This is a genomic window from Pseudomonas sp. SW-3, assembly GCF_016615645.1.
Lineage (GTDB): Bacteria > Pseudomonadota > Gammaproteobacteria > Pseudomonadales > Pseudomonadaceae > Aquipseudomonas > Aquipseudomonas mandelii.
The window spans coordinates 853,538-877,181 of sequence record NZ_CP067098.1 but is presented as its reverse complement, the minus strand read 5'-3'; the positions used below and the strand labels follow the sequence as shown (position 1 = coordinate 877,181).

Genomic DNA, 23,644 nt, shown 5'->3' with positions numbered 1-23,644 from the left:
GTCATGCCCTCCCCAGAACCAGCGAGCTGTTAACACCGCCGAACCCGAACGAATTGGACATCACCACATTGATCGACTGGCGCACCGGCTCGCTGAGAAACTTCAGTGAGGGGTATTCGGCGCGGTCGTGATCGTAGTTCAAGGTCGGCAACAGCACGCCGTCCCGCAGGCTGATCAATGACAGCACCGCTTCAATCGCGCCGCTGCCCGCCAGGGAATGACCGATGGCCGATTTGTTGGCAGTGAACGTCACATGTTCCTGGCACTCGCCGAACACGCGCTGCAAGGCCAACGCCTCGCAGCTGTCGTTAGCCTGGGTAGACGTGCCATGGGTGTTGACGTGTTGCACGGCGCTGCTGAGCAGCCCGGCGTCTTCGATTGCAGCTTCCATGCATTCCTCGTATTTGCTGCCGTCCCGGCTGCTGGAGGTCATTTTTTGTGCCTCGCACATATTCGCGTAACCCAGCACGCGCCCCAACGGCGCGGCTTTGCGACGTTGCGCATGCTCGGCGGATTCGAGAATGATCATGGCCGCGCCCTCGCTGATCACGAAGCCACAGCGGTCCGGCATGAACGGTCGACTCTGCTCGCTTGCCGGCAGGTCGGCCTGGCACAGCGCGCCCAGGCTGTTGAACATGTAGTACGGCAACTCGTTGGCCATCAGTTCGACGGCACCGCAAATGGCCAGGTCGATTTCACCTCGCTCGATCGCCCGGTAGGCGCTGCCGATCGCCATGGTGCCGGCGGCGCAGGCATCGGAGTGGGTCGAAATGTGATCGCGGATACCGAGCATCTCGGCCAGGTGCTGGGTCTGCTGATCGACCCGGCGCCCGAAGACCGCGCTCGACGCCGCCGGGTTATCCAGCAGTTGATCCAGATCGACACGCCCGGCCTCATCCATGCAGCGACTGGCCCGGTGCAGATCGTGACTGTCCGCGCAGTACTTGTTGGCCCCCAGGAACAATCCACTGCGGGTGTGAGCAAAGGCTGTCGGGGTCAGACCGGCATGCTGAATGGCTTGTCGAGCGACGAACTCGGCCAGCACACTTTGCCGTGGATGCAGCGCAGCATTGCCGCCGAAACCCGCGGCGATCTGCTGCCACTGGCCGTCATCGATAAACCCGGCAGCGCTGTTGTTGAAGCCCAGCGCCTTGAACCGTGGATGTTCGCGAACACAGGACTGCTTCTGGCAGATCCGCTCGAACAACGTGGCGGCGTCCAGTGCCATGGGCGCCACCAGACCGAATCCGGTCACATAGACTTCTCGTGCCCGCATGAGAACTCCTACACCGTCTCTTTGACGTGAGTGGCCACAAATTGCTCCACCAGTTGGCGTGAAACCTCGTCGCCGTCGGCCGGCACCAGCCGCGCACTGCACGCGTCACAGACCACTTGCTGACGTTCGTTCAGCACGGCTTTTTGAGCGCCGCAATCGGGGCAGTTCTGCGGCAGATAGTTGAAGAGGTTGCGGCACTGTTGCGCCCAGTTGCGCACGGTGGTGGCGGCAAATACCTGCGCCGGTTGCATGCCGGACTGGAGTTGATCCGGGGAGTAGGCGCTGAGGCTCTGTTCAAGCAAGGCCTTGCCGTTTTCAGTGATGCGACCGCTGGCCAGGAACTCGCCGGCGTCGCCGCAGACAGCGACGGCGTGATCGAGCACGCTGGTTTTGGGCAAGGTGCAGCCATACTGACGACCCAGTTGAAAGCTCAGGTCGACGATGTCCAGCGAATCGGCGCTGAGATCCTCGACGATACTGCTGTTCTCATCGATATCATCGGCGCTCATCACCAACAGTTGCGCGAGGATCTCGCGGGTGCTGACAATGACGTTTTCCAACTCCAATGGATTGTTCATCTCTATCTCCCTATATCGTGATTGCTTCATGAATTCCGTATGCGAGAAGTAACTTTTCCCACAGCAACTTCTGACGCGGCGGAAATCTAAACTCTGCCCTTAAGGGGAGAGTCAACGAACTATTCAAAGTTTTTTAACCACTTGAGACAGACGTCCTAACAGGCCTGCGCACCGCACTCGATTGGTGCGAAGCCCCATGCCTGTCGACTTATTTACTTAACAAAGGCTGCGTATGGTGGGGTGCACACTGTATCGCCGGCTAAATAGAGAGGGGCTCGAAAGTATTAACTTCTGGCTGACAGCACAGACGCACCAATAATAAAAACCGGATAAGAAAACAGTTATAACTTCATAACTTTCAACCTGGCCCTTAGATAATGCGTATTGAGGATTTAGAAGCCGACCAGGCAAATCGGCACAGCGCTTCTGGGTAACTGAGTGTCGAGCACAGACAACTGACCGAGTGCGGGGCGCTATAGGGTGCGGCTTCAGTTCTCTAATCCACTGCCCCGGAGTCCACATGACCGCACCTATTACCGTTCTTCGCGATACTCATCCGCTGCCGGTGCTCGACGCCTGCAAATGGGAAAAACTCGAAGGCGACCCGCACACCGTCAACCTCAACGCCTACACCAGCGAAGACGGCAGCAAGATCATGGGCACCTGGATCTGCACGCCGGGCAAGTGGTATGTGGAATACGTGAAGTGGGAATACTGCGATTTCCGCGAGGGGTATTGCATCATCACCCCGGAAGGCAAAGAGCCGATCCATCTGCGTGCCGGTGATATTTTCGTCATTGAGCCGGGGATGAAAGGCACGTGGGAAGTGGTTGAAACCGTGCGCAAGTATTTCGTGTTTGCCTGATGCAAAAAACCGGGAGACCACCCGACGTGGTCTCCCGGTAAATACGCATTCCTTGTGGCGAGGGAGCTTGCTCCCGCTCGGTTGCGAAGCAGCCGTAAAATCAGCAACTGCGTTTTATCTGACGCACCTCGTTCACGGGCATCAGGTCCGCTTCGCGAACCAGCGGGAGCAAGCTCCCTCGCCACAAAAGCCTTTAATCACACTCCCCGGAAAAACTTCTTACTGGGGTTTGCGATAGCTGTTGATGATCGCCGAGAAGTCCTTGCCACCCTCCCCACGCTGGCTCATCGCCTGATACAACTGCTGGGCCACCGCGCCGAGCACCACCGGTTGGTGCGCCTGACGTGCCGCCTCAGTGGCCAGCCCCAGATCCTTGAGCATCAGTTCGGCACCGAAACCACCGGTATAACCGCGCGAGGCCGGTGCCGTTTCGACGATGCCGGGCCACGGGTTGTACATCTCCGAACTCCAGCAACGCCCGGTGGAACTGTTGATGATTCCCGCCAGCACGGTGGTGTCGATGCCGAGGGCATCGCCCAGCGCCATGGCTTCACTGACGCCGACCATGGAAATCGCCAGCAGCAGGTTGTTGCAGATCTTGGCGATTTGCCCGGTGCCGACTTCACCGCAATGAACGATGTTGCGGCCCATCTGCGCCAGCACCGGTTGCAGGGTCGCAAACAGTTCAGGCGTGGCGCCGACCATGAAAGTCAGCGTCCCGGCCGCCGCACCGCCCGTACCGCCAGAGACTGGCGCATCGGCCATGGCCACGCCTTGCTTGGCCGCAGCGGCTGCCACATCGCGCGCAGTCTGCGGGTCGATGGTGCTGCAATCCACGGCTGGCACGCCTTTGCCGATACCGGCGAGAACGCCGTCCTCACCCAGCCACACGCTGCGTACATGCACAGCGGCGGGCAGCATGGTGATCACCAGTTCCGCGCCTTGCGCCGCTTCACGGGCCGAAGCGCTGATGCTGCCGCCCAGTTGTTCCAGCTCCGCCAGAACGGTTTTGTTCAGGTCCACCAGGCTCAGTGCGTGGCCGGCCTTGATCAGGTTGCGCGCCATCGGCGCGCCCATGTTGCCGAGACCGATAAAAGCGATTTTCATGTCCCGCTCCTTAACGCAAGTTGATGGTGGTGTTCACACCGTCGTTGACGCTGTCGTCATCGAACCAGCGACTGGTGACCGTCTTGGTCTGAGTGTAGAACTGCACCACTTGCTTGCCATACGGACCGAGGTCGCCCAGTTTGGAGCCGCGCGAACCGGTGAAGCTGAAGAACGGGACCGGCACTGGAATCGGGATGTTGATGCCGACCTGGCCAACGTCGATTTCGGTCTGGAATTTGCGCGCTGCCGCACCGCTTTGGGTGAACAGGCCGGTGCCGTTGCCGAACGGGTTGGCGTTGACCAGTGCGATGGCCTCATCGAGGGTATCGACTTCCAGGACCACCAGCACCGGGCCGAAGATTTCCTGGGTGTAGATTTGCATCTCGGGGGTCACGCCGGAGAACAGGGTCGGGCCGACAAAGTTGCCCTTCTCGAAGCCTGGAACGGTGACGTCGCGACCATCCAGCTCCAGCTTGGCGCCTTCCTTGATGCCGCTCTCGATCAGGTCGAGAATCCGCTGTTTGGCTTTTTTCGAGATCACCGGGCCAACGTCAGTGCCCGGCTCGCTGCCGGCATTCACGGTGAGTTTTTGCGCCAGCGCTTTCAGGTCCGGCAACCATTGTTTGGCCGCGCCCACCAGCACCACCACGGACGTGGCCATGCAACGTTGGCCCGCTGCGCCGAAACCGGCGCCGACCAGAGCATTCAGTGCTTGTACGCGATTGGCATCCGGCAGAACCACGGCGTGGTTTTTCGCGCCCATCATCGATTGCACACGCTTGCCGTGTTTACCGGCCAGGTCGTAGACGTGAGTACCGACCGCAGTCGAACCGACGAAGGAAACAGCCTTGATGTCTTTGTGGGTGCAGAGCGCGTCCACCACGTCCTTGCCGCCATGCACCACGTTGAGCACGCCCGCTGGAACGCCGGCCTCGATCGCCAGTTCCACCAGCAGCATGGTCGACATCGGGTCCTGTTCGGACGGCTTGAGCACAAAGGTGTTGCCGCAGGCGATGGCCATCGGGAACATCCACAGCGGAATCATCGCCGGGAAGTTGAACGGGGTGATGCCGGCGCAAACGCCGATGGGCTGACGCAGGGTGTAAGTATCGACGCCGCCGGCGACGTTTTCGGCGAACTCACCCATTTGCAGGGTGCCGATGGAGCAAGCGTGTTCGACCACTTCCAGACCGCGGAAGATGTCGCCCTCAGCGTCGGCGATGGTTTTGCCCTGCTCGTTGCTGAGCACCACGGCGATGCGCTTGGAGTGCTCGCGAATCAACGCCTGGAGCTTGAGCATGATGCGCATCCGCGCGCCGATCGGCGTCAGCTTCCAGGTCTGGAAGGCGCGATGGGCAGCACTGATCGCGGCGTCCACTTCCTGCGCGGTGGCGAACGGAACCTTGGCCAGCACTTGCTGGGTGGCCGGGTTGACGATGTCGTGCCACTCGGTGGTCTGGGACTCGACCCACTCGCCGTCGATCAACAGCTTGACCGTTTGCACAGTGGTTTCGTTTGGCGTGAGCGATGCGTTCATGTTGGGTCTCCGGGACGTTGTTGTTATCTAGAGAACTATCTTGAGAGCCAAGGCGAGAAAGCAGCCTTGAGATGAGGCGTGTGTCGCGAATTGGTTGTCGGACTGTTTTTGGAGTATAGATGTGCAAACTTCTAATAAGAACGCACATAAAAGCCGGTCCATCATGCAAAAAAACATCACGTCGTTAGGCTCATTGAACTGGGATGACCTCAAGTTTTTCCTCGAAGTCGCCCGCACCCGCAAGGCCAGCACGGCGGCCAAGCGCCTGGCGGTGGACTACACCACCGTGTCGCGGCGCATCAGTTCATTGGAAGCGGCATTGGGTACATTGCTGTTCGAGAAGTCCCGGACCAGCGGTTTTGTCCTGACCACCGAAGGTCAGCGATTGCTCGGTTACGCGGAATCGATTGAAAGCACGCTGCACATGGCCTGCGAACAGGTTTCAGGCTCCGGCGTGGCGCTGTCCGGGCATGTGCGCATGGGTTGCACCGAAGGCTTCGGCAGTTTTTTCATCACCCCGCAGCTGAGCCATTTTGTCGACGCCTACCCGGCGATCTCGGTGGACATCCTGCCGCTGCCGCACTTCATCAGCCTGTCCAAGCGCGAGGCGGACATCGTCATCGCCCTGGAGCGCCCGGAACATGGCCCTTACGTCTGCTGCAAACTCTGCGACTACAAACTGCAGCTTTATGCGACGCAGGATTATCTGGACAAGCACCCGCCGATCCGCCGCCCGGCAGATTTGGGCAAGCATTCATTCATCAGTTATGTCGACGATCTGGCGTTTAGCTCGGAGCTGTTGTACCTGGCGAATGTGTTGCCCGGCGCCAGCGCCAACTTGCGCAGCACCAGCGTGATCGCACAATTCGTGGCGGCGCAGCAAGGACGGTCATTGGCGATTCTGCCGTGCTTCCTCGCGGCGCAGGACTCGCGCTTGCTTCCGGTGTTGCCGGAAGAGATCAACATCACGCGGCAGTTCTGGATGTACTGCCGCGAGGACCTGAGGAAGCTCAAGCGGATCACCCTGTTGTGGGATTACATCCGTTCGGTCACCGAGCAGAATCAGAGTCTGTTGATGGGCGAAAGCCGGGAGATGTTGTTCGCCGACTAATCGGCGCTCACCACGATCGATACCCGGCGGTTTTCGGTGCGGCCAGAGGCGGTGTCGTTCGACGTCACCGGCTGACTGCTGCCAAGACCGCGCAGTTGGATGTTTTCTTCTTTCATGCCCACCGTGGTCAGCACCTTGCCGACGCTTTTCGCGCGACGCAGGGAAAGTTGTTCGTTGTAGGACTCTTTGCCCGAGGCATCCGTGTGACCGTCGACCCGCACTCGCTCGATGCCGACACCCAGCAAGGCCTTGCCGATCTGTTGGACGATCCCGGTACTGGCGGCGTTCAGGCTGTCATCGTCACTGCCAAACAGCACTTTGCCGGATAGACCGAACGCCCAGCCCTCATCGGTCAGCTCGAAGCCTTGCTGTTTGAGTACAGTGATTTGCGCCGGGGTCAGCCCCTTTTGCGGTGCGGTCTGGCACCCGGTCAATGCCAGGATGGCCATGAACAAGGTGATTGCGAAAAATCGCGGGGAACGCTGGGTAATTGAGAACACGGCAATTTAGCTCCTGGTGTGTACGTGGGCGACCGGGTGCTCCGCCCCGGACGTGTGCTGCGCACCTCGGGAAAGGCGCTTGGCCTGGTACATCGCCGCATCGGCGGCATTGAGCAATGCGCCCGGGGTAGCACCATGATCCGGGTACACGGCGATACCGATACTGAGTGAAGTCAGGACTTGGGTATGACCCGGTAACGGGATGGGCTCTTCCATGCTGGCAAGGATCTTGTCAGCGATCCGCTCGGCGTCTTCGGTTTTATGCAGCGGCGTCAGCAACACCGCAAATTCGTCACCGCCCAGCCGCGCCACCAGATCCTCTTCACGCAACTGCGCCCGAACCCTGTTCGCGACGGCAACCAGCACGGCGTCGCCGGCGGCATGACCGAAGCTGTCATTGATTTCCTTGAATCGATCGCTGTCGAGAAACAGCACGGCTACGCGCTCATTGAGCTTGTGGGCATTGCGCAGTGCACGCATCAGACGGCCTTCGAAAAACGCCCGGTTTGGCAATCCGGTGAGGCTGTCGTGGCTGGCTTGGTGCGCCAGGGTTTCGTTTTCGCTTTGCAGGTGGGTCTGCCAGGACTCGAGTTCATCGAGCAAGGCATTGAAGTCGTTGCCCAGGTTGTCGAGTTCAGCGATATCGGCGGGTGGCACGCGCCGGTCGAAGGCTCGATCGCTGCGGGCGGCGTGGGCTACGGCGGCCAGGCTTCGCAGAGGCCCCGTGATCCCGCGAAGTTGCCGGCGTGCCAGATAGAGTGCGACCCAGGCGCTGATGGCCGTACACAGAATAATGCCCATCAGGCCGCTGAGCAGAAAACGCATCAAGCTGCCACCGTGACCGGTGAGCTGAATGCTGCCGATTTCCCGACCTTGATGAACGATCGGCATGTCGATGGGTTTTTCCAGAAAGGCTTTGGCGATCTGCAATTCCAGATCAGAGAGCAAGCCGCTTTCCGGTCGCTGCCAACGGGCCAGTAACCGGCCTTTTTCATCCAGCACCCTGGCGTCAGCGACTTCTTCAGTGGAGGCGATCAATGCCAGGGCCTCAGTGGCTGCGGCTTTATCGTTGAACACCACCGCGGCTTCCACGGTGTAATTGATCGAGCGTGCGATCAGGTGCAGGTTGTGGTCGGCATACACCCGCAACGCCAATACACCCAGCAGTGTCAGCGAGACGCTGGCCATGGCCACGGCGACCAGGGCGACGATCAAATGTCCCCGGCCAATGACCGAGCGCAACGTTGGACGACTACCCGATTTGAATAGACTCATGGCGCCGCCGGCTTGCGGCGGGACAGTTGCAGCACACTGGGGTGAATGCGCACACCGCTACGGGCGACGGAATCGAGGTTGACCTCGAAAGATACCTGATCATCAGTGACCCTGAGGCAGAACAGACTGCCGACGGTGCATTGATCATCGCTCTCGCTGATGCTCAACACCGGGCGTCCTGTCAGCGAAGCAAAGAGTTGGCGGCGCTCGTCGTCGGTCAATTTGCCGATGTACACCGCATCGCATTCACCGACGATCGACGGATTGTCGGCCAACAGCCGGCGCACAGTGACGGGCCGGCCGGTGGCTTGGGTTGTGCCCTTGACCAGGTCGTCGGTGTATTCGGTGGGGCCGACCACGCACAGGCGCAGTTGCGCAGGCTCAACAGGCCAGCGCGCATAACTGAGAATCCCGAGGACAACCTGAGTGACCGATCTGGCACGTTGGTCGGCCATGCTCACCGGGGTTTCCGATTGAGCGAACACGACACCGGTCAGCAAGCAGAGGAGCCCCGCGAGCAGCACTTGCTTGCGGCTAACGACGCGCCCTGTCGTCCAGACAGCCACCTTCATGCGGGGATTCTCTTCGATGTTACGAAATAATGTCGCAACGATAGCATAGCGTTTACCCCCCAGCGAGGCGGTGCACTACGGCACTTCGGACAGTTTCCGGCGTACACGCCAGCCTATCGATGGCTCGGCTCAACCCCATCGTCCAACTCCAGCATCAACCCGCTCAAGCGCTTGACCTTGCGCCGCACGGCCTCCTCAAACACTCCGGCCCGTGGCTCGATCAAGGTGAACCAGTTCTTGGCCCGGGTGATCCCGGTGTAGATCAACTCCTTGGTCAGTACAGGGTTCAGCGCATCCGGCAGAATCAACGCCGTATGGGCAAACTCCGAGCCCTGGGATTTGTGTACGGTCATGGCATAAACCGTCTCGACATCGTTGAGTCGACTCGGTAGAACAAATCGCACGCCACCCTGGCCATCATTGCGCGGGAACGCCACACGCAGTACGTGCTTGCCAGCCTCAGGCCCATCACGTTCCGGCAGTTTGAGGGCAATACCGATATCACCGTTCATCAACCCCAGGCCATAGTCATTACGCGTCATCAATACCGGGCGACCTTCGTACCACTGCTGGTCGCTGTCGATCACTCGAGCCTTGAGCAGCGCGGCGGTTACACGTTGATTCAATCCCTCCACGCCCCATGGCCCTTTGCGTACCGCGCACAACAACTGGAAGGCGTCGAAAGCTTGCAATACCTGACGCGCCCAATCGGTCCAGCGGGAGTCTTCGAGCAGGCTGTCGAGCGGTGGCCGCTGGCTGCGAAGCACACTCAGGTAGTGGCGATAACCTTGCGGTCCGTCGCCATGGCCTTCGAGCAGCAAGTGTTCCAGCGCCCGGTCGTGCTCACCTTTGAGGGGCAGGGAAAACACGTCGGCGTGACTTCGAGCAGCCAGCAACGTGCGGGCTTCCTCCGGTTGCTGCTGATTGACCCATCGCGCCAACTGGCCAATGCCGCTGCCTTCACCGAACCGGCGCGAGTGACGCAGCATCACCACTTGCTGGGCCAGGGGGTGAGTCGCGTCAGTGTCTTCCTGCAAACCGCTGGCCAGCAGGCTTTCACCACTGACCGTCTCCAGCCACTGGCGCGTCTGCGGACTGTACCAACCGGCCTCGGCGTCGCGGCACAAATCACCAAGCACGGCGCCGGCCTCCACCGATGCCAGTTGGTCCTTGTCACCGAGCAACACCAGCCGGGCATGAGCCGGCATCGCGTCGAGCAAGTTCGCCATCATCTCCAGGTCAATCATTGAGGCTTCGTCCACCACCAGCACATCCAGCGGCAAGCGATTACCGGCATGGTGACGGAAGTGCCGGGTACCGGGGCGACTGCCAAGCAGGCGGTGCACGGTAGTCACGTCAGAGGGGATCTTGTTTCTTACGTTTTCATCGACTTCCAGCGTCCGGACTTGCTGGCTGATGGATTCTGTCAGCCGTGCCGCCGCTTTACCGGTGGGTGCGGCAAGGCGAATTCGCAACGGTTTGCCGGCCTCCACCGCTGGCGCCTGGAGCAATGCCAGCAACCGCACGACCGTGGTGGTTTTACCGGTCCCCGGGCCGCCGGTGACGATACTGAACGCACTGCGGGTAGCCAGGGCACAGGCGAGTTTCTGCCAATCGATCACTTCGCCGGGCCTGGCTGGACCGAATAAACCAGTGAGTCGCTGGGGCAAGTCATTCGGCGTTGTTTCGTGTTCAGCCAGGCGCAGGCGAAGGGCGTTGTCGATGCGTCTTTCGTAAACCCAGTAGCGACGCAGGTACAGGCGCTTGCCCGACAACACCAAGGGCCGTGATTGCGCAGCCTCACGACCATCGACCGCCAGAGCCACCAGACGGCTGGACGCCAGGACCTTGCACCAATGGGCGCCATCCAGCGCCTCAAGCAGTTGCGACGGCAACAGCATCGCACCACTTTGCAGATCGCCTTCGGGTGGCAGCGACAGGGCAAAATCCGGCTCTTTGAGCGTCTCGAACAGGTCCAGGCAGACATGGCCGTGACCCAGTTGGTGGCTGGTCAATGCGGCGGCAAGCAACACCAACGGATCGTCGTCGGGGGCAAGCTCGTGGAGGAAGGCCACGAAGGCTTTGTCCAGCGCCCGCAGCCAGCCGCGTTCGACCCACCGCGAGAGTAAAAGCAACAAGTCATCGGCACGACTCAGGGGTGCCAGATCCGCCATGGTTTCGGCTGCCAATGACGTGGGCAGCAAATCGGCGAAGGTGCGGCTCATAACAATACTCCCTGTTCCCAGGCGGGTTCGGCCTTGGGTTCTGGCTTGCCCTGGAAGAGCCGATCCAGACGCTCGATCAGCTCTCTGGGCGGACGGGAGAAATAGACGCCCTGGGTGGATGCCCGTGTGCCGCGCAAGAACAAATACAGAGCGCCACCGACATGCCGGTCGTAATCGTAGTCGGCAAGCCGCGCCTTGAGCTGGCGATGCAGGGCCAGCAGGTACAACACGTATTGCAGGTCGTAACGATTGTCGAGAATCGACTGCTCCATGGCCTGCTCGGTGTACGCAGCGTCATCAGGGCCCAGCCAGTTGGATTTGTAGTCGGCAACGTAATATCGGCCGTCGTGTTCGAACGTCAAGTCGATGAAACCCTTGAACATGCCGTTGAGCGAGACCGGTTCAGCGGCGACCCGGGCGACGCCGTTGTGGGTGTATTGGCGCACCAGTTCATCGAGCTTGAGTACGTCGACTTTATGGCTGGCGAACCAGAATTCCATCTCGACGCGGTATTGAGTGAGCTGCTCGAACACGACCGGAGGCTGGCCCCCGCCGAGGTGCAACGAAGACTTGAGCAAGTGCTGCAACCAATCACTCAGCGTGGTGATCCAGCCTTCCCAGCCTCGGCGGTTGCAGCGGCGGGCAATGGCATCTTCCACGACTTGTGGTGCAGCAGAAAAACCTTCATCACCGGCCCACTCCAGCAAACCATGGAGAAAGGTGCCGGGGTTGGGGCCGCGGGGGAACCGATGGATATCGGCACCACCGACGGCCACTTCTCGTGGCGCCTGCGGATCGAGACGTTCATCGTCAAAGAGCTTTTGCGCCTGCGGATTCTCCGGGGCCTCGTCACTGCCCACGCTCAGACTGTCGCCGATACGCAAAGCGCTGTACGAAGCAATCCACCAGTTTTCACTGGCCTTGCGCTTGGGTATCAGCGGCGCAAGCAACGTCGCGTCATTGCGTGGCGGATAATAATGCTCGGCCGTCGCTGGCGGCATATCACCGTACAGAAGCGCCGGGCAGTCCTGCTGGAGGTCTTCGAGCCAGCGTTTCAAACCTGCGGACTCGGCCAGAGGGGCACCACCGCCGAGCAAGTAACCCAATGCAGAAAGGTGCAGCACCGAGCTGTTGTTATTGCCGCGCTTGAGATCGGTCACACCCAGCCAGCAGGCATGTTGCGCCCGGGTCAGGGCGACATAGAGCAAACGCAGATCCTCCGCCAGACGTTCATCATCGGCCAGGGCGATCAACTCCGCAGTCGGTTTTAAAGTCACCTGCGCCTTGCCGTTTGAATCGTGGTAATGCAGCGGCAAACGGCTGCCATCCACCGGTTTTGCCGAGCAAATGAACGGCAGAAACACCAAGGGATACTCAAGGCCCTTGGACTTGTGAATGGTCACGACTTTAACCAGTTGCTCGTCGCTTTCCAGACGCAGGATCTGTTCTTCGCCGGCCTGACCGGACAACGCCAGATGCTCGGACAAATGACGAATCAGCGCTTGCTCGCCATCAAGCTCCGCAGCGGCTTGTTGCAACAACTCGGACAGGTGCAGCAAGTTAGTCAGTACCCGTTCACCGTCGCTGCGGGCGATCAACGATCGAGGCAACTGGAAGTCATGCAGCAAGCGCCGCAACATGGGCAGCACGCCTTGCTTGCGCCACAGCTCGCGATAACCGCGGAACTGCATGACCCGCGCTTCCCAGGCCAGTTCGTCCTGATTCAGCCGCTCCAGTTCCGCCAGGGAAAGGTTCAGCGTGATGCTGGCCAATGCGGCTCGCAGCGGTCGCTCGACATCCGGCTCGGCACAGGCTTTGAGCCAGGTCAGCAGGTCGTGGGCTTCTTGAGCGGCGAACACCGAATCCTTGTCCGACAGATAAACGCTGCGCACCCCGCGTGCAGACAGTTCGCCCCGCACGGCCTGGGCCTCTTTGCCGTCGCGAACCAGAATCGCGATGTCTGCGGGTAGCAGGCTCCGGAAGTCCATGTCCTTCTCAATGAAACCTGCACGACCTTCCTGGCCACCATTAAGTAACGCGGTGATTTCACTGGCGCACGCGGCGGCGAGTTTTTGTCGGTATTCCACGCCGGACAGCGGCTGATCGGCGGACAGGTGCCAGATGTTCAGAGCCGGCACGAGCTGGCCATCGATGTGCAGAACTTCTTTGCGCCCTTGGGACTCGACGGGCAGGAACGGTACCGGGTTCTCACCGTTCTTTTCACGAAACAGAAACGCGCCGCGCCCCAGCTCACGAGACTCCGCGCGCTCGAACACATGGTTCACCGCATTGACCATGCCATGGCTGGAACGGAAATTCGTACCCAGGGTATGCAGACGGCCGGCGGTGGCCTGGCGGGCTCGCAAGTAGGTGTAGATGTCGGCGCCACGAAAGGCGTAGATCGCTTGCTTGGGATCGCCGATCAGAAACAGGCCGCCTTCAGGGTTGTTGTCTTCGATGCGATAGATGCTTTCGAAAATCCGGTACTGCACCGGGTCGGTGTCCTGGAACTCATCGATCAGCGCCACCGGAAACTGTTCGCGGATCAAGGTCGCCAGGCGTTCACCACCCTCGGATTGCAACGCCGCATCGAGGCGCAGCAACATGTCGTCGAAACCCATTTCCGCGCGGCGGCGTTTTTCTTCTTCGAACCGTGCCCCGACCCATTGCGCAGCATGTTGCAGAACGGCCGCGTCGGGGGTTGGCAAGCCGTCGAGGCTGGCCTTGAGCCCGGGCATGGCGTCCAGCCCCGGATGACTGGGGGCGTCGCCTTTCCAGGCTTCGGCCATGCCGTCAGGCGTCAGGCGAGTGAAGCCCGTGCCGATATCCAGTTGCTCAAGGGATTCATCTTCAGCCCATGCTTTTAACTTTTCGAACCAGGGTTCGAAATAACGTGCCTGCATCTTTCGACCATCGACACTTTTGCTCGCAACACCTTGGTGACAGATGGCAAGCAGTTCGTCCGCCCATTGGCGCCAGGGCATCTTGAGTTCGAGCAAGGCCAGTCGCCGTTCCTGCAAGCACTCGGCGATCAGCTCGGCAGGCTCCTTGCCTTCAGTGCTGTCACGCTCACTGGCGAATAAACTACGTACTCGCGGTAATAACGCCGCTGGCCCTCCCCAATTACCCCGCACCCAGTTCAGCGCATCACCTTGCATCGGATAGCAGAACAGCCGCCAGTAATCACGCAGGACTTCACCCAGCAAGTCGCTGTGATCGGTTTCCAGGGTCTGAGTAAACAGGCTGCCACTGTCAAACGCGTGCTCACGCAACATGCGCTGGCACCAACTGTGAATGGTCGAGACGGCGGCTTCATCCATCCACTGCGCGGCAATGTCCAGACGGTTTGCACAGCCGGACCACTGTTCCGGGAGGTACTGGTCACGCAACTCCGCGATGAGGCTATCGGGTGCCTGGGTCTCGTCCCGAAAGTATCGGGCCGCTTCGGCCAGTCGGGTACGTATACGTTCGCGCAACTCTTTAGTCGCGGCATCAGTGAACGTGACCACGAGGATTTGCGGCGGCAAGAGTTCACGCCCAAACCCACTCGATTCGCCACCGTGACCAAGGACCAGACGCAAGTACAGCGCAGAAATGGTGAACGTCTTGCCGGTACCGGCGCTGGCTTCGATCAGTTGGCTGCCGCTCAGGGGAAAAGCCAGGGCCAGCGGTGTTTTCGTGGTCATGAACGCGCCTCCTCGCTGGTCAATGAACGCCAGGGGGCTTCAAGCATCGGTTTGTACAAAGCGTTGCACCAATCGGCGAAAGTCTCCTCGGCGGTCAGCGCGTCGTAATCAGCGAACTGTCGTGCCAGTGCCGGACTTTCGCGGCGTTCGCCGTCGGTGGTTTGACCGTCGCCTTCATAGGCCTTGCGAGCAGCGGCGTCGGCTTTGGCCGGGTCAGTTTGAGAGAGCCACGCGAAGGCGGTTTTCACGGCAATCGGCAGGGGTTGGCGCATGCCGGTTTGCCATGCTTGCAACAGGTTACTCAAGGCATGACGTGCAGCGCCCTGCTCCAAAGGGGCCAGTAGCAGACTGTCGTCACTGGCGACCAGCGCGGTGGTCATCGACATGCCGCTGGCGCAAGCGACCAGGTGATTGACCCAAGGTCGCGTCAGCCGATGCCACTTGCGGGTCTTGATCGAACCAATGCTGTTGGGAATCGTGGTAATCGACAACAGGCCACCATCCGCACGCTGGTGCAGGCCACTGAGCCAGCCTTCCAGGCGCAGGCCTTCCAGTTCCAGATTCACAGGCAACGCACTAGTCAGCGGCGTTGGCCACAACGTAAGGAGTTGTTGATAACGCTGCAACAGATCCGGCAGCGGTTCGATCAACTCTCGCTGCAGGCATTCGCCGAAACCGGCCATGGGCAAGAGCCCACTGTTTTGCAAACGTTTAGCACGGGCCTCAAGCGCATGATCGACGTGATCCAGTTGCCCGAGCGCCGCTTCGAGCAAACTGTCACTGAGGCTATAGCGTTGGAGAGCGTCGAGTACGAAGGGCTCTTCGTCGGCCAAGGGGGCTTCAGCCGCTTCGAAGAACACCTTGAGTCGCTGACTGAAAAAATGTCGCACGGGATTGCGCAGGAAATCCTGCAATTGACCGAGGCTCAGCGGCTCTTCCTGAACATAGGCATCAAGGGGCTTGATGTCCGTTGCCTGTTCACTGGCTTGATGAAGCACCTGCCACTCGCTTGCGAAACTGAACAGGTCATTACCTTCATGAAAATAGCGTGCGCTGAAGGGTTGCAGCGGGTGCTCCTGAGTCACCGATTCCAGCAGCTTTTCACTGTCGACCTGTAATCGCCAACCACCGGCAAGATGATCGCGCAGTTGACCAATCAGTACCGAGGCTGGGCGCTCGCTATTGTCCCGAATACTACGGCCGACCCAACTGATATAGAGTTGGTCACGTGCCGACAACAGGGCTTCCAACAAGAGATAGCGATCATCCTCGCGCCGGGAACGATCACCCGGGCGGTAATCGCTGCCCATGAGATCAAAGTCCAGCGGCGGTTGTGCACGCGGGTAATCTCCGTCATTCATCCCGAGCAAACAGACGAGTTTGAAGGGGATCGCCCGCATCGGCATCAAGGTGCAGAAGTTGACGGCTCCGGCCAGAAAACGCTGGGACAGCCGGCCCTGGTCGAGGCCTGCCAGCCAGGCTTCACGGACCACGGTCAAGGGCAGCTCATCATGCAAGCCCACTGATTCGCAGGTCTCGAGCCAGGTTTCCCGCAGTTCTTCGAGTTGACCCAGCAAGTAGTCGTCATGTTCATTGCTGGCCTGGAAGAACAACTGCACCAAAGCTTGCATCCTGACGCCCCATTGCTTAGGCGGTGCAGGTTGAGTCAGTTCCTGATGGGCAATCTCCAACGCGTCCAGCAGTGCAACCAAAGGACCGATGAGCGCAGCATCCAGACCGCCAATCTCGTCGTAAGGCTCAATGCCTTCGCAAGCAGCGGCGCTGCCGACGGCATAACCAAGCAGCATCCGGCGCAGGCCAAAACGCCAACTGTTTTGCTCCAGTTCTTGAGGCAAACCCAGACCCGCGCGCTGCTCGGCATTCATCCCCCAGCGAATACCAGCGCCTTCGATCCAGCGATGCAGGGTGGGCAGGTCACGTTCCTCGACACCGAAGCGAGCGCGCAGTGCAGGAACATCCAGCAAATCGAGGATCTCACTGACGGGGAAACGGCTGTCGGGCAGTTTGAGTAGATGTTCGACAGCAATCAGCAGTGGATCACGACCGCGCTGGCCTTGATCCGCCAGTGTAAAGGGGATGAAGCGCGGATCGAAGCGATCAAGTTGACCGAAGACTGCACGGATATGCGGAGCGTAGCTGTCGATGTCCGGAACCATCACGATTATGTCGCGAGGCTTCAAGTCTGGATCGGCACTGAAGCGTGCGAGCAACTGATCGTGGAGGATTTCCACTTCGCGCTGGGCGCTATGGGCGATGTGGAAACGAATGGATTCGTCCTGATTGAGATCGACAGCCGGCCAGAGCTCGCGGGTTTCATTCAAGGGGCGCAGTTCAAGGATGTCGTCCTGCAACTGGTTGAGCATGGTTTGTGGCTGGCTATCACTGAACAAGTCGATGCGCCCATCACGGAATGCCGAGCGGTAGCTGTTGGGATCGTCGTAGCTGTCGAGCAGATTGATGTAGTCCCGCCCCTGCTTGCCCCATGCCGCCAATAGCGGGTGTGCATGTTGGTGAAGGGTTTGCGGATCAAGCACAACAGGCATTCCGCTCTTGCGAGCCTGACGCTTGTATTGATGCCGCAGAAGGTCTTTATCGGCGACGATGTCTGCCCAATGATGACGACATGGGTTGTGTACGCAAAGCAGAACCTGGCTGAATCGCGCCAGTCCGGCGAGAGCTTCGAGCGCTTGCGCCGGGAGAGAGGAGATCCCGAAAACGATGACCCGGGAAGGTAATCCGCTGGGGGCCACGTCGAGGCTGTTGATGCGCTCGATGAACCGTTGATGAACACCGGCACGGCTTTGCGCCATGCCTTGCTCACCCACATCCAGCAACAGAGCCCGCCATAACTCTGCCTGCCAGCAGTTGGCTGGGGTCAGGGGCTTGGCTTCGCCTCGGCCGTTTCGCAATTGATGACGACCGTCCGCCCAATCTTCGAGCCAGTCGGCCCGGTATACCTGGTATTGGTCGAACAGATCAGCCAGCCGCTCGGACAGCTGGTAGCGTTTGCGCAGGTCAGTGTCATTGGTAAGGAAGCGTTGCAGCGGTTCGAAGTGCGGTTGATTGATCAACTGGGGAAGCAGACGCATCAGACGCCAGGTGAGTGGAGCTTTATCGAGCAGGGATTTGACCGGAATTTCATCACGACCCAGAACCATGCGATAGAGCTGCCACATGAAGCTGCCTGGGAGTTGAACGTCGATGGCTGCCGCAATGCCGCAGCCACCCATGTCGTCTTCTTCAGGGTCTTCAGCCAGAGCCAGTTTCAGCCACTGGGCGATGCCGTTGCTCTGTACCAGGGCGATTTCATTTTCCAAGGGAGCCAGCGGGTAGCGGCGCATCCAGCTGACCACCAGACTGCGCAACTCGTCCAGGCGATTACCGTGAACCACCATAAAACCAGCACTGAGGGACGTCGCGTCCGGCATAAAGGCTTCCTTGGAAAAATACAAAAGCTAGGGCCGAACCTTAGCATTGTCGGGAGACTGTGACAGCCGGGAGCCGTCCGATGTTGCTGTACGAACTTTCCTGCGGACAAAACAAAACCCCTACCTGCATACGCAGATAGGGGTTTCGGAATTTAATCTTGACGATGACCTACTCTCACATGGGGAAACCCCACACTACCATCGGCGATGCATCGTTTCACTGCTGAGTTCGGGATGGGATCAGGTGGTTCCAATGCTCTATGGTCGTCAAGAAATTCGGTAGCCAGGTCGCTTGCCTTACGGCGCACGCTCCAGCGAATGGGTATGTGATAGATCTCGGTGTTTGTGAACAATCGAACTTTCGGTTCATTTCGTCTTCACACACCGCAATCTGGTGCCTTTTCAGGTCAGCAAATTGCTTGGGTGTTATATGGTCAAGCCTCACGGGCAATTAGTATTGGTTAGCTCAACGCCTCACAGCGCTTACACACCCAACCTATCAACGTCGTAGTCTTCGACGGCCCTTCAGGGGACTCAAGGTCCCAGTGAGATCTCATCTTGAGGCTAGTTTCCCGCTTAGATGCTTTCAGCGGTTATCTATTCCGAACATAGCTACCCGGCAATGCCACTGGCGTGACAACCGGAACACCAGAGGTTCGTCCACTCCGGTCCTCTCGTACTAGGAGCAGCCCCTCTCAAATCTCAAACGTCCACGGCAGATAGGGACCGAACTGTCTCACGACGTTCTAAACCCAGCTCGCGTACCACTTTAAATGGCGAACAGCCATACCCTTGGGACCGGCTTCAGCCCCAGGATGTGATGAGCCGACATCGAGGTGCCAAACACCGCCGTCGATATGAACTCTTGGGCGGTATCAGCCTGTTATCCCCGGAGTACCTTTTATCCGTTGAGCGATGGCCCTTCCATACAGAACCACCGGATCACTAAGACCTACTTTCGTACCTGCTCGACGTGTCTGTCTCGCAGTCAAGCGCGCTTTTGCCTTTATACTCTACGACCGATTTCCGACCGGTCTGAGCGCACCTTCGTACTCCTCCGTTACTCTTTAGGAGGAGACCGCCCCAGTCAAACTACCCACCATACACTGTCCTCGATCCGGATAACGGACCTGAGTTAGAACCTCAAAGTTGCCAGGGTGGTATTTCAAGGTTGGCTCCACGCGAACTGGCGTCCACGCTTCAAAGCCTCCCACCTATCCTACACAAGCAAATTCAAAGTCCAGTGCAAAGCTATAGTAAAGGTTCACGGGGTCTTTCCGTCTAGCCGCGGATACACTGCATCTTCACAGCGATTTCAATTTCACTGAGTCTCGGGTGGAGACAGCGCCGCCATCGTTACGCCATTCGTGCAGGTCGGAACTTACCCGACAAGGAATTTCGCTACCTTAGGACCGTTATAGTTACGGCCGCCGTTTACCGGGGCTTCGATCAAGAGCTTCGCGTTAGCTAACCCCATCAATTAACCTTCCGGCACCGGGCAGGCGTCACACCCTATACGTCCACTTTCGTGTTTGCAGAGTGCTGTGTTTTTAATAAACAGTCGCAGCGGCCTGGTATCTTCGACCGGCATGGGCTTACGCAGTAAATGCTTCACCCTCACCGGCGCACCTTCTCCCGAAGTTACGGTGCCATTTTGCCTAGTTCCTTCACCCGAGTTCTCTCAAGCGCCTTGGTATTCTCTACCCAACCACCTGTGTCGGTTTGGGGTACGGTTCCTGGTTACCTGAAGCTTAGAAGCTTTTCTTGGAAGCATGGCATCAACCACTTCGTGTTCTAAAAGAACACTCGTCATCAGCTCTCGGCCTTAGAATCCCGGATTTACCTAAGATTCCAGCCTACCACCTTAAACTTGGACAACCAACGCCAAGCTGGCCTAGCCTTCTCCGTCCCTCCATCGCAATAACCAGAAGTACAGGAATATTAACCTGTTTTCCATCGACTACGCTTTTCAGCCTCGCCTTAGGGACCGACTAACCCTGCGTCGATTAACGTTGCGCAGGAAACCTTGGTCTTTCGGCGTGGGTGTTTTTCACACCCATTGTCGTTACTCATGTCAGCATTCGCACTTCTGATACCTCCAGCAAGCTTCTCAACTCACCTTCACAGGCTTACAGAACGCTCCTCTACCGCATCACCTAAGTGATACCCGTAGCTTCGGTGTATGGTTTGAGCCCCGTTACATCTTCCGCGCAGGCCGACTCGACTAGTGAGCTATTACGCTTTCTTTAAAGGGTGGCTGCTTCTAAGCCAACCTCCTAGCTGTCTAAGCCTTCCCACATCGTTTCCCACTTAACCATAACTTTGGGACCTTAGCTGACGGTCTGGGTTGTTTCCCTTTTCACGACGGACGTTAGCACCCGCCGTGTGTCTCCCATGCTCGGCACTTGTAGGTATTCGGAGTTTGCATCGGTTTGGTAAGTCGGGATGACCCCCTAGCCGAAACAGTGCTCTACCCCCTACAGTGATACATGAGGCGCTACCTAAATAGCTTTCGAGGAGAACCAGCTATCTCCGAGCTTGATTAGCCTTTCACTCCGATCCACAGGTCATCCGCTAACTTTTCAACGGTAGTCGGTTCGGTCCTCCAGTTAGTGTTACCCAACCTTCAACCTGCCCATGGATAGATCGCCCGGTTTCGGGTCTATTCCCAGCGACTAGACGCCCTATTAAGACTCGCTTTCGCTACGCCTCCCCTATTCGGTTAAGCTCGCCACTGAAAATAAGTCGCTGACCCATTATACAAAAGGTACGCAGTCACCCAACAAAGTGGGCTCCCACTGCTTGTACGCATACGGTTTCAGGATCTATTTCACTCCCCTCTCCGGGGTTCTTTTCGCCTTTCCCTCACGGTACTAGTTCACTATCGGTCAGTCAGTAGTATTTAGCCTTGGAGGATGGTCCCCCCATATTCAGACAAAGTTTCTCGTGCTCCGTCCTACTCGATTTCATGACTAAGAGATTTTCGCGTACAGGGCTATCACCCACTATGGCCGCACTTTCCAGAGCGTTCCGCTAATCTCAAAGCCACTTAAGGGCTAGTCCCCGTTCGCTCGCCACTACTAAGGGAATCTCGGTTGATTTCTTTTCCTCAGGGTACTTAGATGTTTCAGTTCCCCTGGTTCGCCTCTTAAGCCTATGTATTCAGCTTAAGATAACCATCTTATGATGGCTGGGTTCCCCCATTCAGACATCTCCGGATCAAAGTCTGTTTGCCGACTCCCCGAAGCTTTTCGCAGGCTACCACGTCTTTCATCGCCTCTGACTGCCAAGGCATCCACCGTATGCGCTTCTTCACTTGACCATATAACCCCAAGCAATCTGGTTATACTGTGAAGACGACATTCGCCGAAAATTCGATAATACTCAATTAAGAGCAACTCACAAATTTTACCTTAGCCTGATCCGCTACCAGTGAAAGTAACGTTCAGTCTATCTTTCTATCACATACCCAAATTTTTAAAGAACGATCTAATCAAAGACTAGAAATCAATATTCACACCGGAATATTCATTTCTAAACTCTAACAGCAGAAGCAGTTATATGGTGGAGCCAAACGGGATCGAACCGTTGACCTCCTGCGTGCAAGGCAGGCGCTCTCCCAGCTGAGCTATGGCCCCATAACAAAATTGGTGGGTCTGGGCAGATTCGAACTGCCGACCTCACCCTTATCAGGGGTGCGCTCTAACCAACTGAGCTACAGACCCAATTTCGAGCGCGCAACTGTTAGCTTGGAGCTATCAGCTTGGAGCTTAAAGCTGCTTCTATCGTCTTCTTCAATGAATCAAGCAATTCGTGTGGGAACTTATGGAGCAGCTGATGTCGTCGATTAAGGAGGTGATCCAGCCGCAGGTTCCCCTACGGCTACCTTGTTACGACTTCACCCCAGTCATGAATCACACCGTGGTAACCGTCCCCCGAAGGTTAGACTAGCTACTTCTGGTGCAACCCACTCCCATGGTGTGACGGGCGGTGTGTACAAGGCCCGGGAACGTATTCACCGCGACATTCTGATTCGCGATTACTAGCGATTCCGACTTCACGCAGTCGAGTTGCAGACTGCGATCCGGACTACGATCGGTTTTCTGGGATTAGCTCCACCTCGCGGCTTGGCAACCCTCTGTACCGACCATTGTAGCACGTGTGTAGCCCAGGCCGTAAGGGCCATGATGACTTGACGTCATCCCCACCTTCCTCCGGTTTGTCACCGGCAGTCTCCTTAGAGTGCCCACCATTACGTGCTGGTAACTAAGGACAAGGGTTGCGCTCGTTACGGGACTTAACCCAACATCTCACGACACGAGCTGACGACAGCCATGCAGCACCTGTCTCAATGTTCCCGAAGGCACCAATCCATCTCTGGAAAGTTCATTGGATGTCAAGGCCTGGTAAGGTTCTTCGCGTTGCTTCGAATTAAACCACATGCTCCACCGCTTGTGCGGGCCCCCGTCAATTCATTTGAGTTTTAACCTTGCGGCCGTACTCCCCAGGCGGTCAACTTAATGCGTTAGCTGCGCCACTAAGAGCTCAAGGCTCCCAACGGCTAGTTGACATCGTTTACGGCGTGGACTACCAGGGTATCTAATCCTGTTTGCTCCCCACGCTTTCGCACCTCAGTGTCAGTATCAGTCCAGGTGGTCGCCTTCGCCACTGGTGTTCCTTCCTATATCTACGCATTTCACCGCTACACAGGAAATTCCACCACCCTCTACCATACTCTAGCTTGTCAGTTTTGAATGCAGTTCCCAGGTTGAGCCCGGGGATTTCACATCCAACTTAACAAACCACCTACGCGCGCTTTACGCCCAGTAATTCCGATTAACGCTTGCACCCTCTGTATTACCGCGGCTGCTGGCACAGAGTTAGCCGGTGCTTATTCTGTCGGTAACGTCAAAACAGATACGTATTAGGTAACTGCCCTTCCTCCCAACTTAAAGTGCTTTACAATCCGAAGACCTTCTTCACACACGCGGCATGGCTGGATCAGGCTTTCGCCCATTGTCCAATATTCCCCACTGCTGCCTCCCGTAGGAGTCTGGACCGTGTCTCAGTTCCAGTGTGACTGATCATCCTCTCAGACCAGTTACGGATCGTCGCCTTGGTGAGCCATTACCTCACCAACTAGCTAATCCGACCTAGGCTCATCTGATAGCGCAAGGCCCGAAGGTCCCCTGCTTTCTCCCGTAGGACGTATGCGGTATTAGCGTCCGTTTCCGAGCGTTATCCCCCACTACCAGGCAGATTCCTAGGCATTACTCACCCGTCCGCCGCTCGCCACCAGGTACAAGTACCCGTGCTGCCGCTCGACTTGCATGTGTTAGGCCTGCCGCCAGCGTTCAATCTGAGCCATGATCAAACTCTTCAGTTCAAACATCTTTGGGTTTTTAAGAAACCCTAAACTTGGCTCAGCAATCGTTGGTTACATCTTTGATTTCTCGCGGAGTA

At 58.0% G+C, this 23,644-nt stretch carries 12 protein-coding genes, 2 tRNA genes and 3 rRNA genes; 2 read left to right on the top strand and 15 right to left on the bottom strand.

Features of this window, described 5'->3' with window-relative positions; genetic code table 11:
- Nucleotide 1: 1 nt before the first annotated feature.
- Both JIO00_RS03795 and JIO00_RS03790 read right to left on the bottom strand, forming a co-directional pair.
- Nucleotides 2–1,276: a beta-ketoacyl-[acyl-carrier-protein] synthase family protein gene (locus JIO00_RS03795; protein ID WP_200667708.1), complete on the bottom strand. Its 1,275-nt coding sequence runs from the start codon at nucleotides 1,274–1,276 to the stop codon at nucleotides 2–4.
- An 8-nt stretch (nucleotides 1,277–1,284) separates the two neighbouring features.
- Nucleotides 1,285–1,854 carry an acyl carrier protein gene (locus tag JIO00_RS03790; RefSeq protein ID WP_083375111.1) on the bottom strand — a complete coding sequence of 190 codons (570 nt, stop codon included), beginning with the start codon at nucleotides 1,852–1,854 and terminating at the stop codon, nucleotides 1,285–1,287.
- A gap of 520 nt (nucleotides 1,855–2,374) precedes the next feature.
- Here JIO00_RS03790 and JIO00_RS03785 point away from each other — a divergent pair.
- Nucleotides 2,375–2,719, top strand: a complete 345-nt coding sequence (locus JIO00_RS03785) for a cupin domain-containing protein (RefSeq protein ID WP_007946320.1) — start codon at nucleotides 2,375–2,377, stop codon at nucleotides 2,717–2,719.
- A 219-nt stretch (nucleotides 2,720–2,938) separates the two neighbouring features.
- Here the strand turns inward: JIO00_RS03785 and mmsB are convergent, their stop codons facing one another.
- Both mmsB and JIO00_RS03775 read right to left on the bottom strand, forming a co-directional pair.
- The gene (gene mmsB, locus JIO00_RS03780; RefSeq protein WP_077747330.1) at nucleotides 2,939–3,826 is read right to left on the bottom strand and encodes a 3-hydroxyisobutyrate dehydrogenase; all 888 of its coding nucleotides are present in this window, start codon (nucleotides 3,824–3,826) and stop codon (nucleotides 2,939–2,941) included.
- A 10-nt stretch (nucleotides 3,827–3,836) separates the two neighbouring features.
- The gene (locus JIO00_RS03775; protein WP_010463738.1) at nucleotides 3,837–5,363 is read right to left on the bottom strand and encodes a CoA-acylating methylmalonate-semialdehyde dehydrogenase; all 1,527 of its coding nucleotides are present in this window, start codon (nucleotides 5,361–5,363) and stop codon (nucleotides 3,837–3,839) included.
- Between the two features lie 163 nt (nucleotides 5,364–5,526).
- On the opposite strand from JIO00_RS03775, the gene JIO00_RS03770 reads away from it, so the two are divergent.
- Nucleotides 5,527–6,474: a LysR family transcriptional regulator gene (locus JIO00_RS03770; protein ID WP_010463739.1), complete on the top strand. Its 948-nt coding sequence runs from the start codon at nucleotides 5,527–5,529 to the stop codon at nucleotides 6,472–6,474.
- Here JIO00_RS03770 and JIO00_RS03765 read toward each other — a convergent pair.
- The 11 genes from JIO00_RS03765 to JIO00_RS03715 all read right to left on the bottom strand — a co-directional run bounded on the left by JIO00_RS03765 (nucleotide 6,471) and on the right by JIO00_RS03715 (nucleotide 23,567).
- Nucleotides 6,471–6,923 carry an OmpA family protein gene (locus JIO00_RS03765; RefSeq protein ID WP_442793948.1) on the bottom strand — a complete coding sequence of 151 codons (453 nt, stop codon included), beginning with the start codon at nucleotides 6,921–6,923 and terminating at the stop codon, nucleotides 6,471–6,473. The genes JIO00_RS03770 and JIO00_RS03765 overlap by 4 nt on opposite strands.
- A gap of 57 nt (nucleotides 6,924–6,980) precedes the next feature.
- Nucleotides 6,981–8,249, bottom strand: coding sequence for a diguanylate cyclase domain-containing protein (locus JIO00_RS03760; protein ID WP_200667704.1), 1,269 nt, complete (start codon nucleotides 8,247–8,249; stop codon nucleotides 6,981–6,983).
- Nucleotides 8,246–8,821: a YfiR family protein gene (locus tag JIO00_RS03755; protein ID WP_010463742.1), complete on the bottom strand. Its 576-nt coding sequence runs from the start codon at nucleotides 8,819–8,821 to the stop codon at nucleotides 8,246–8,248. Before JIO00_RS03755 ends, JIO00_RS03760 begins: the two co-directional genes overlap by 4 nt.
- Before the next feature lie 113 nt (nucleotides 8,822–8,934).
- Entirely contained in the window at nucleotides 8,935–11,046 is a 2,112-nt protein-coding gene (recD, locus tag JIO00_RS03750) for an exodeoxyribonuclease V subunit alpha (RefSeq protein ID WP_102595236.1), read from the bottom strand.
- Nucleotides 11,043–14,732: an exodeoxyribonuclease V subunit beta gene (gene recB / locus JIO00_RS03745; protein WP_154914026.1), complete on the bottom strand. Its 3,690-nt coding sequence runs from the start codon at nucleotides 14,730–14,732 to the stop codon at nucleotides 11,043–11,045. The genes recD and recB overlap by 4 nt, the downstream gene beginning before the upstream one ends.
- Nucleotides 14,729–18,181, bottom strand: coding sequence for an exodeoxyribonuclease V subunit gamma (gene recC, locus JIO00_RS03740; protein WP_200667701.1), 3,453 nt, complete (start codon nucleotides 18,179–18,181; stop codon nucleotides 14,729–14,731). Before recC ends, recB begins: the two co-directional genes overlap by 4 nt.
- Nucleotides 18,182–18,337: 156 nt before the next feature.
- A 5S ribosomal RNA gene (gene rrf / locus JIO00_RS03735) occupies nucleotides 18,338–18,453 on the bottom strand.
- 158 nt (nucleotides 18,454–18,611) lie between these two features.
- Nucleotides 18,612–21,503, bottom strand: a 23S ribosomal RNA gene (locus JIO00_RS03730).
- Nucleotides 21,504–21,743: 240 nt separating this feature from the next.
- Nucleotides 21,744–21,819, bottom strand: a tRNA-Ala gene (locus tag JIO00_RS03725).
- 10 nt (nucleotides 21,820–21,829) lie between these two features.
- Nucleotides 21,830–21,906: transfer RNA gene (locus tag JIO00_RS03720), tRNA-Ile, on the bottom strand.
- Between the two features lie 123 nt (nucleotides 21,907–22,029).
- Nucleotides 22,030–23,567, bottom strand: a 16S ribosomal RNA gene (locus JIO00_RS03715).
- Together the 16S, 23S and 5S rRNA genes with 2 tRNA genes alongside form the textbook arrangement of a ribosomal RNA operon.
- Nucleotides 23,568–23,644: the final 77 nt, after the last annotated feature.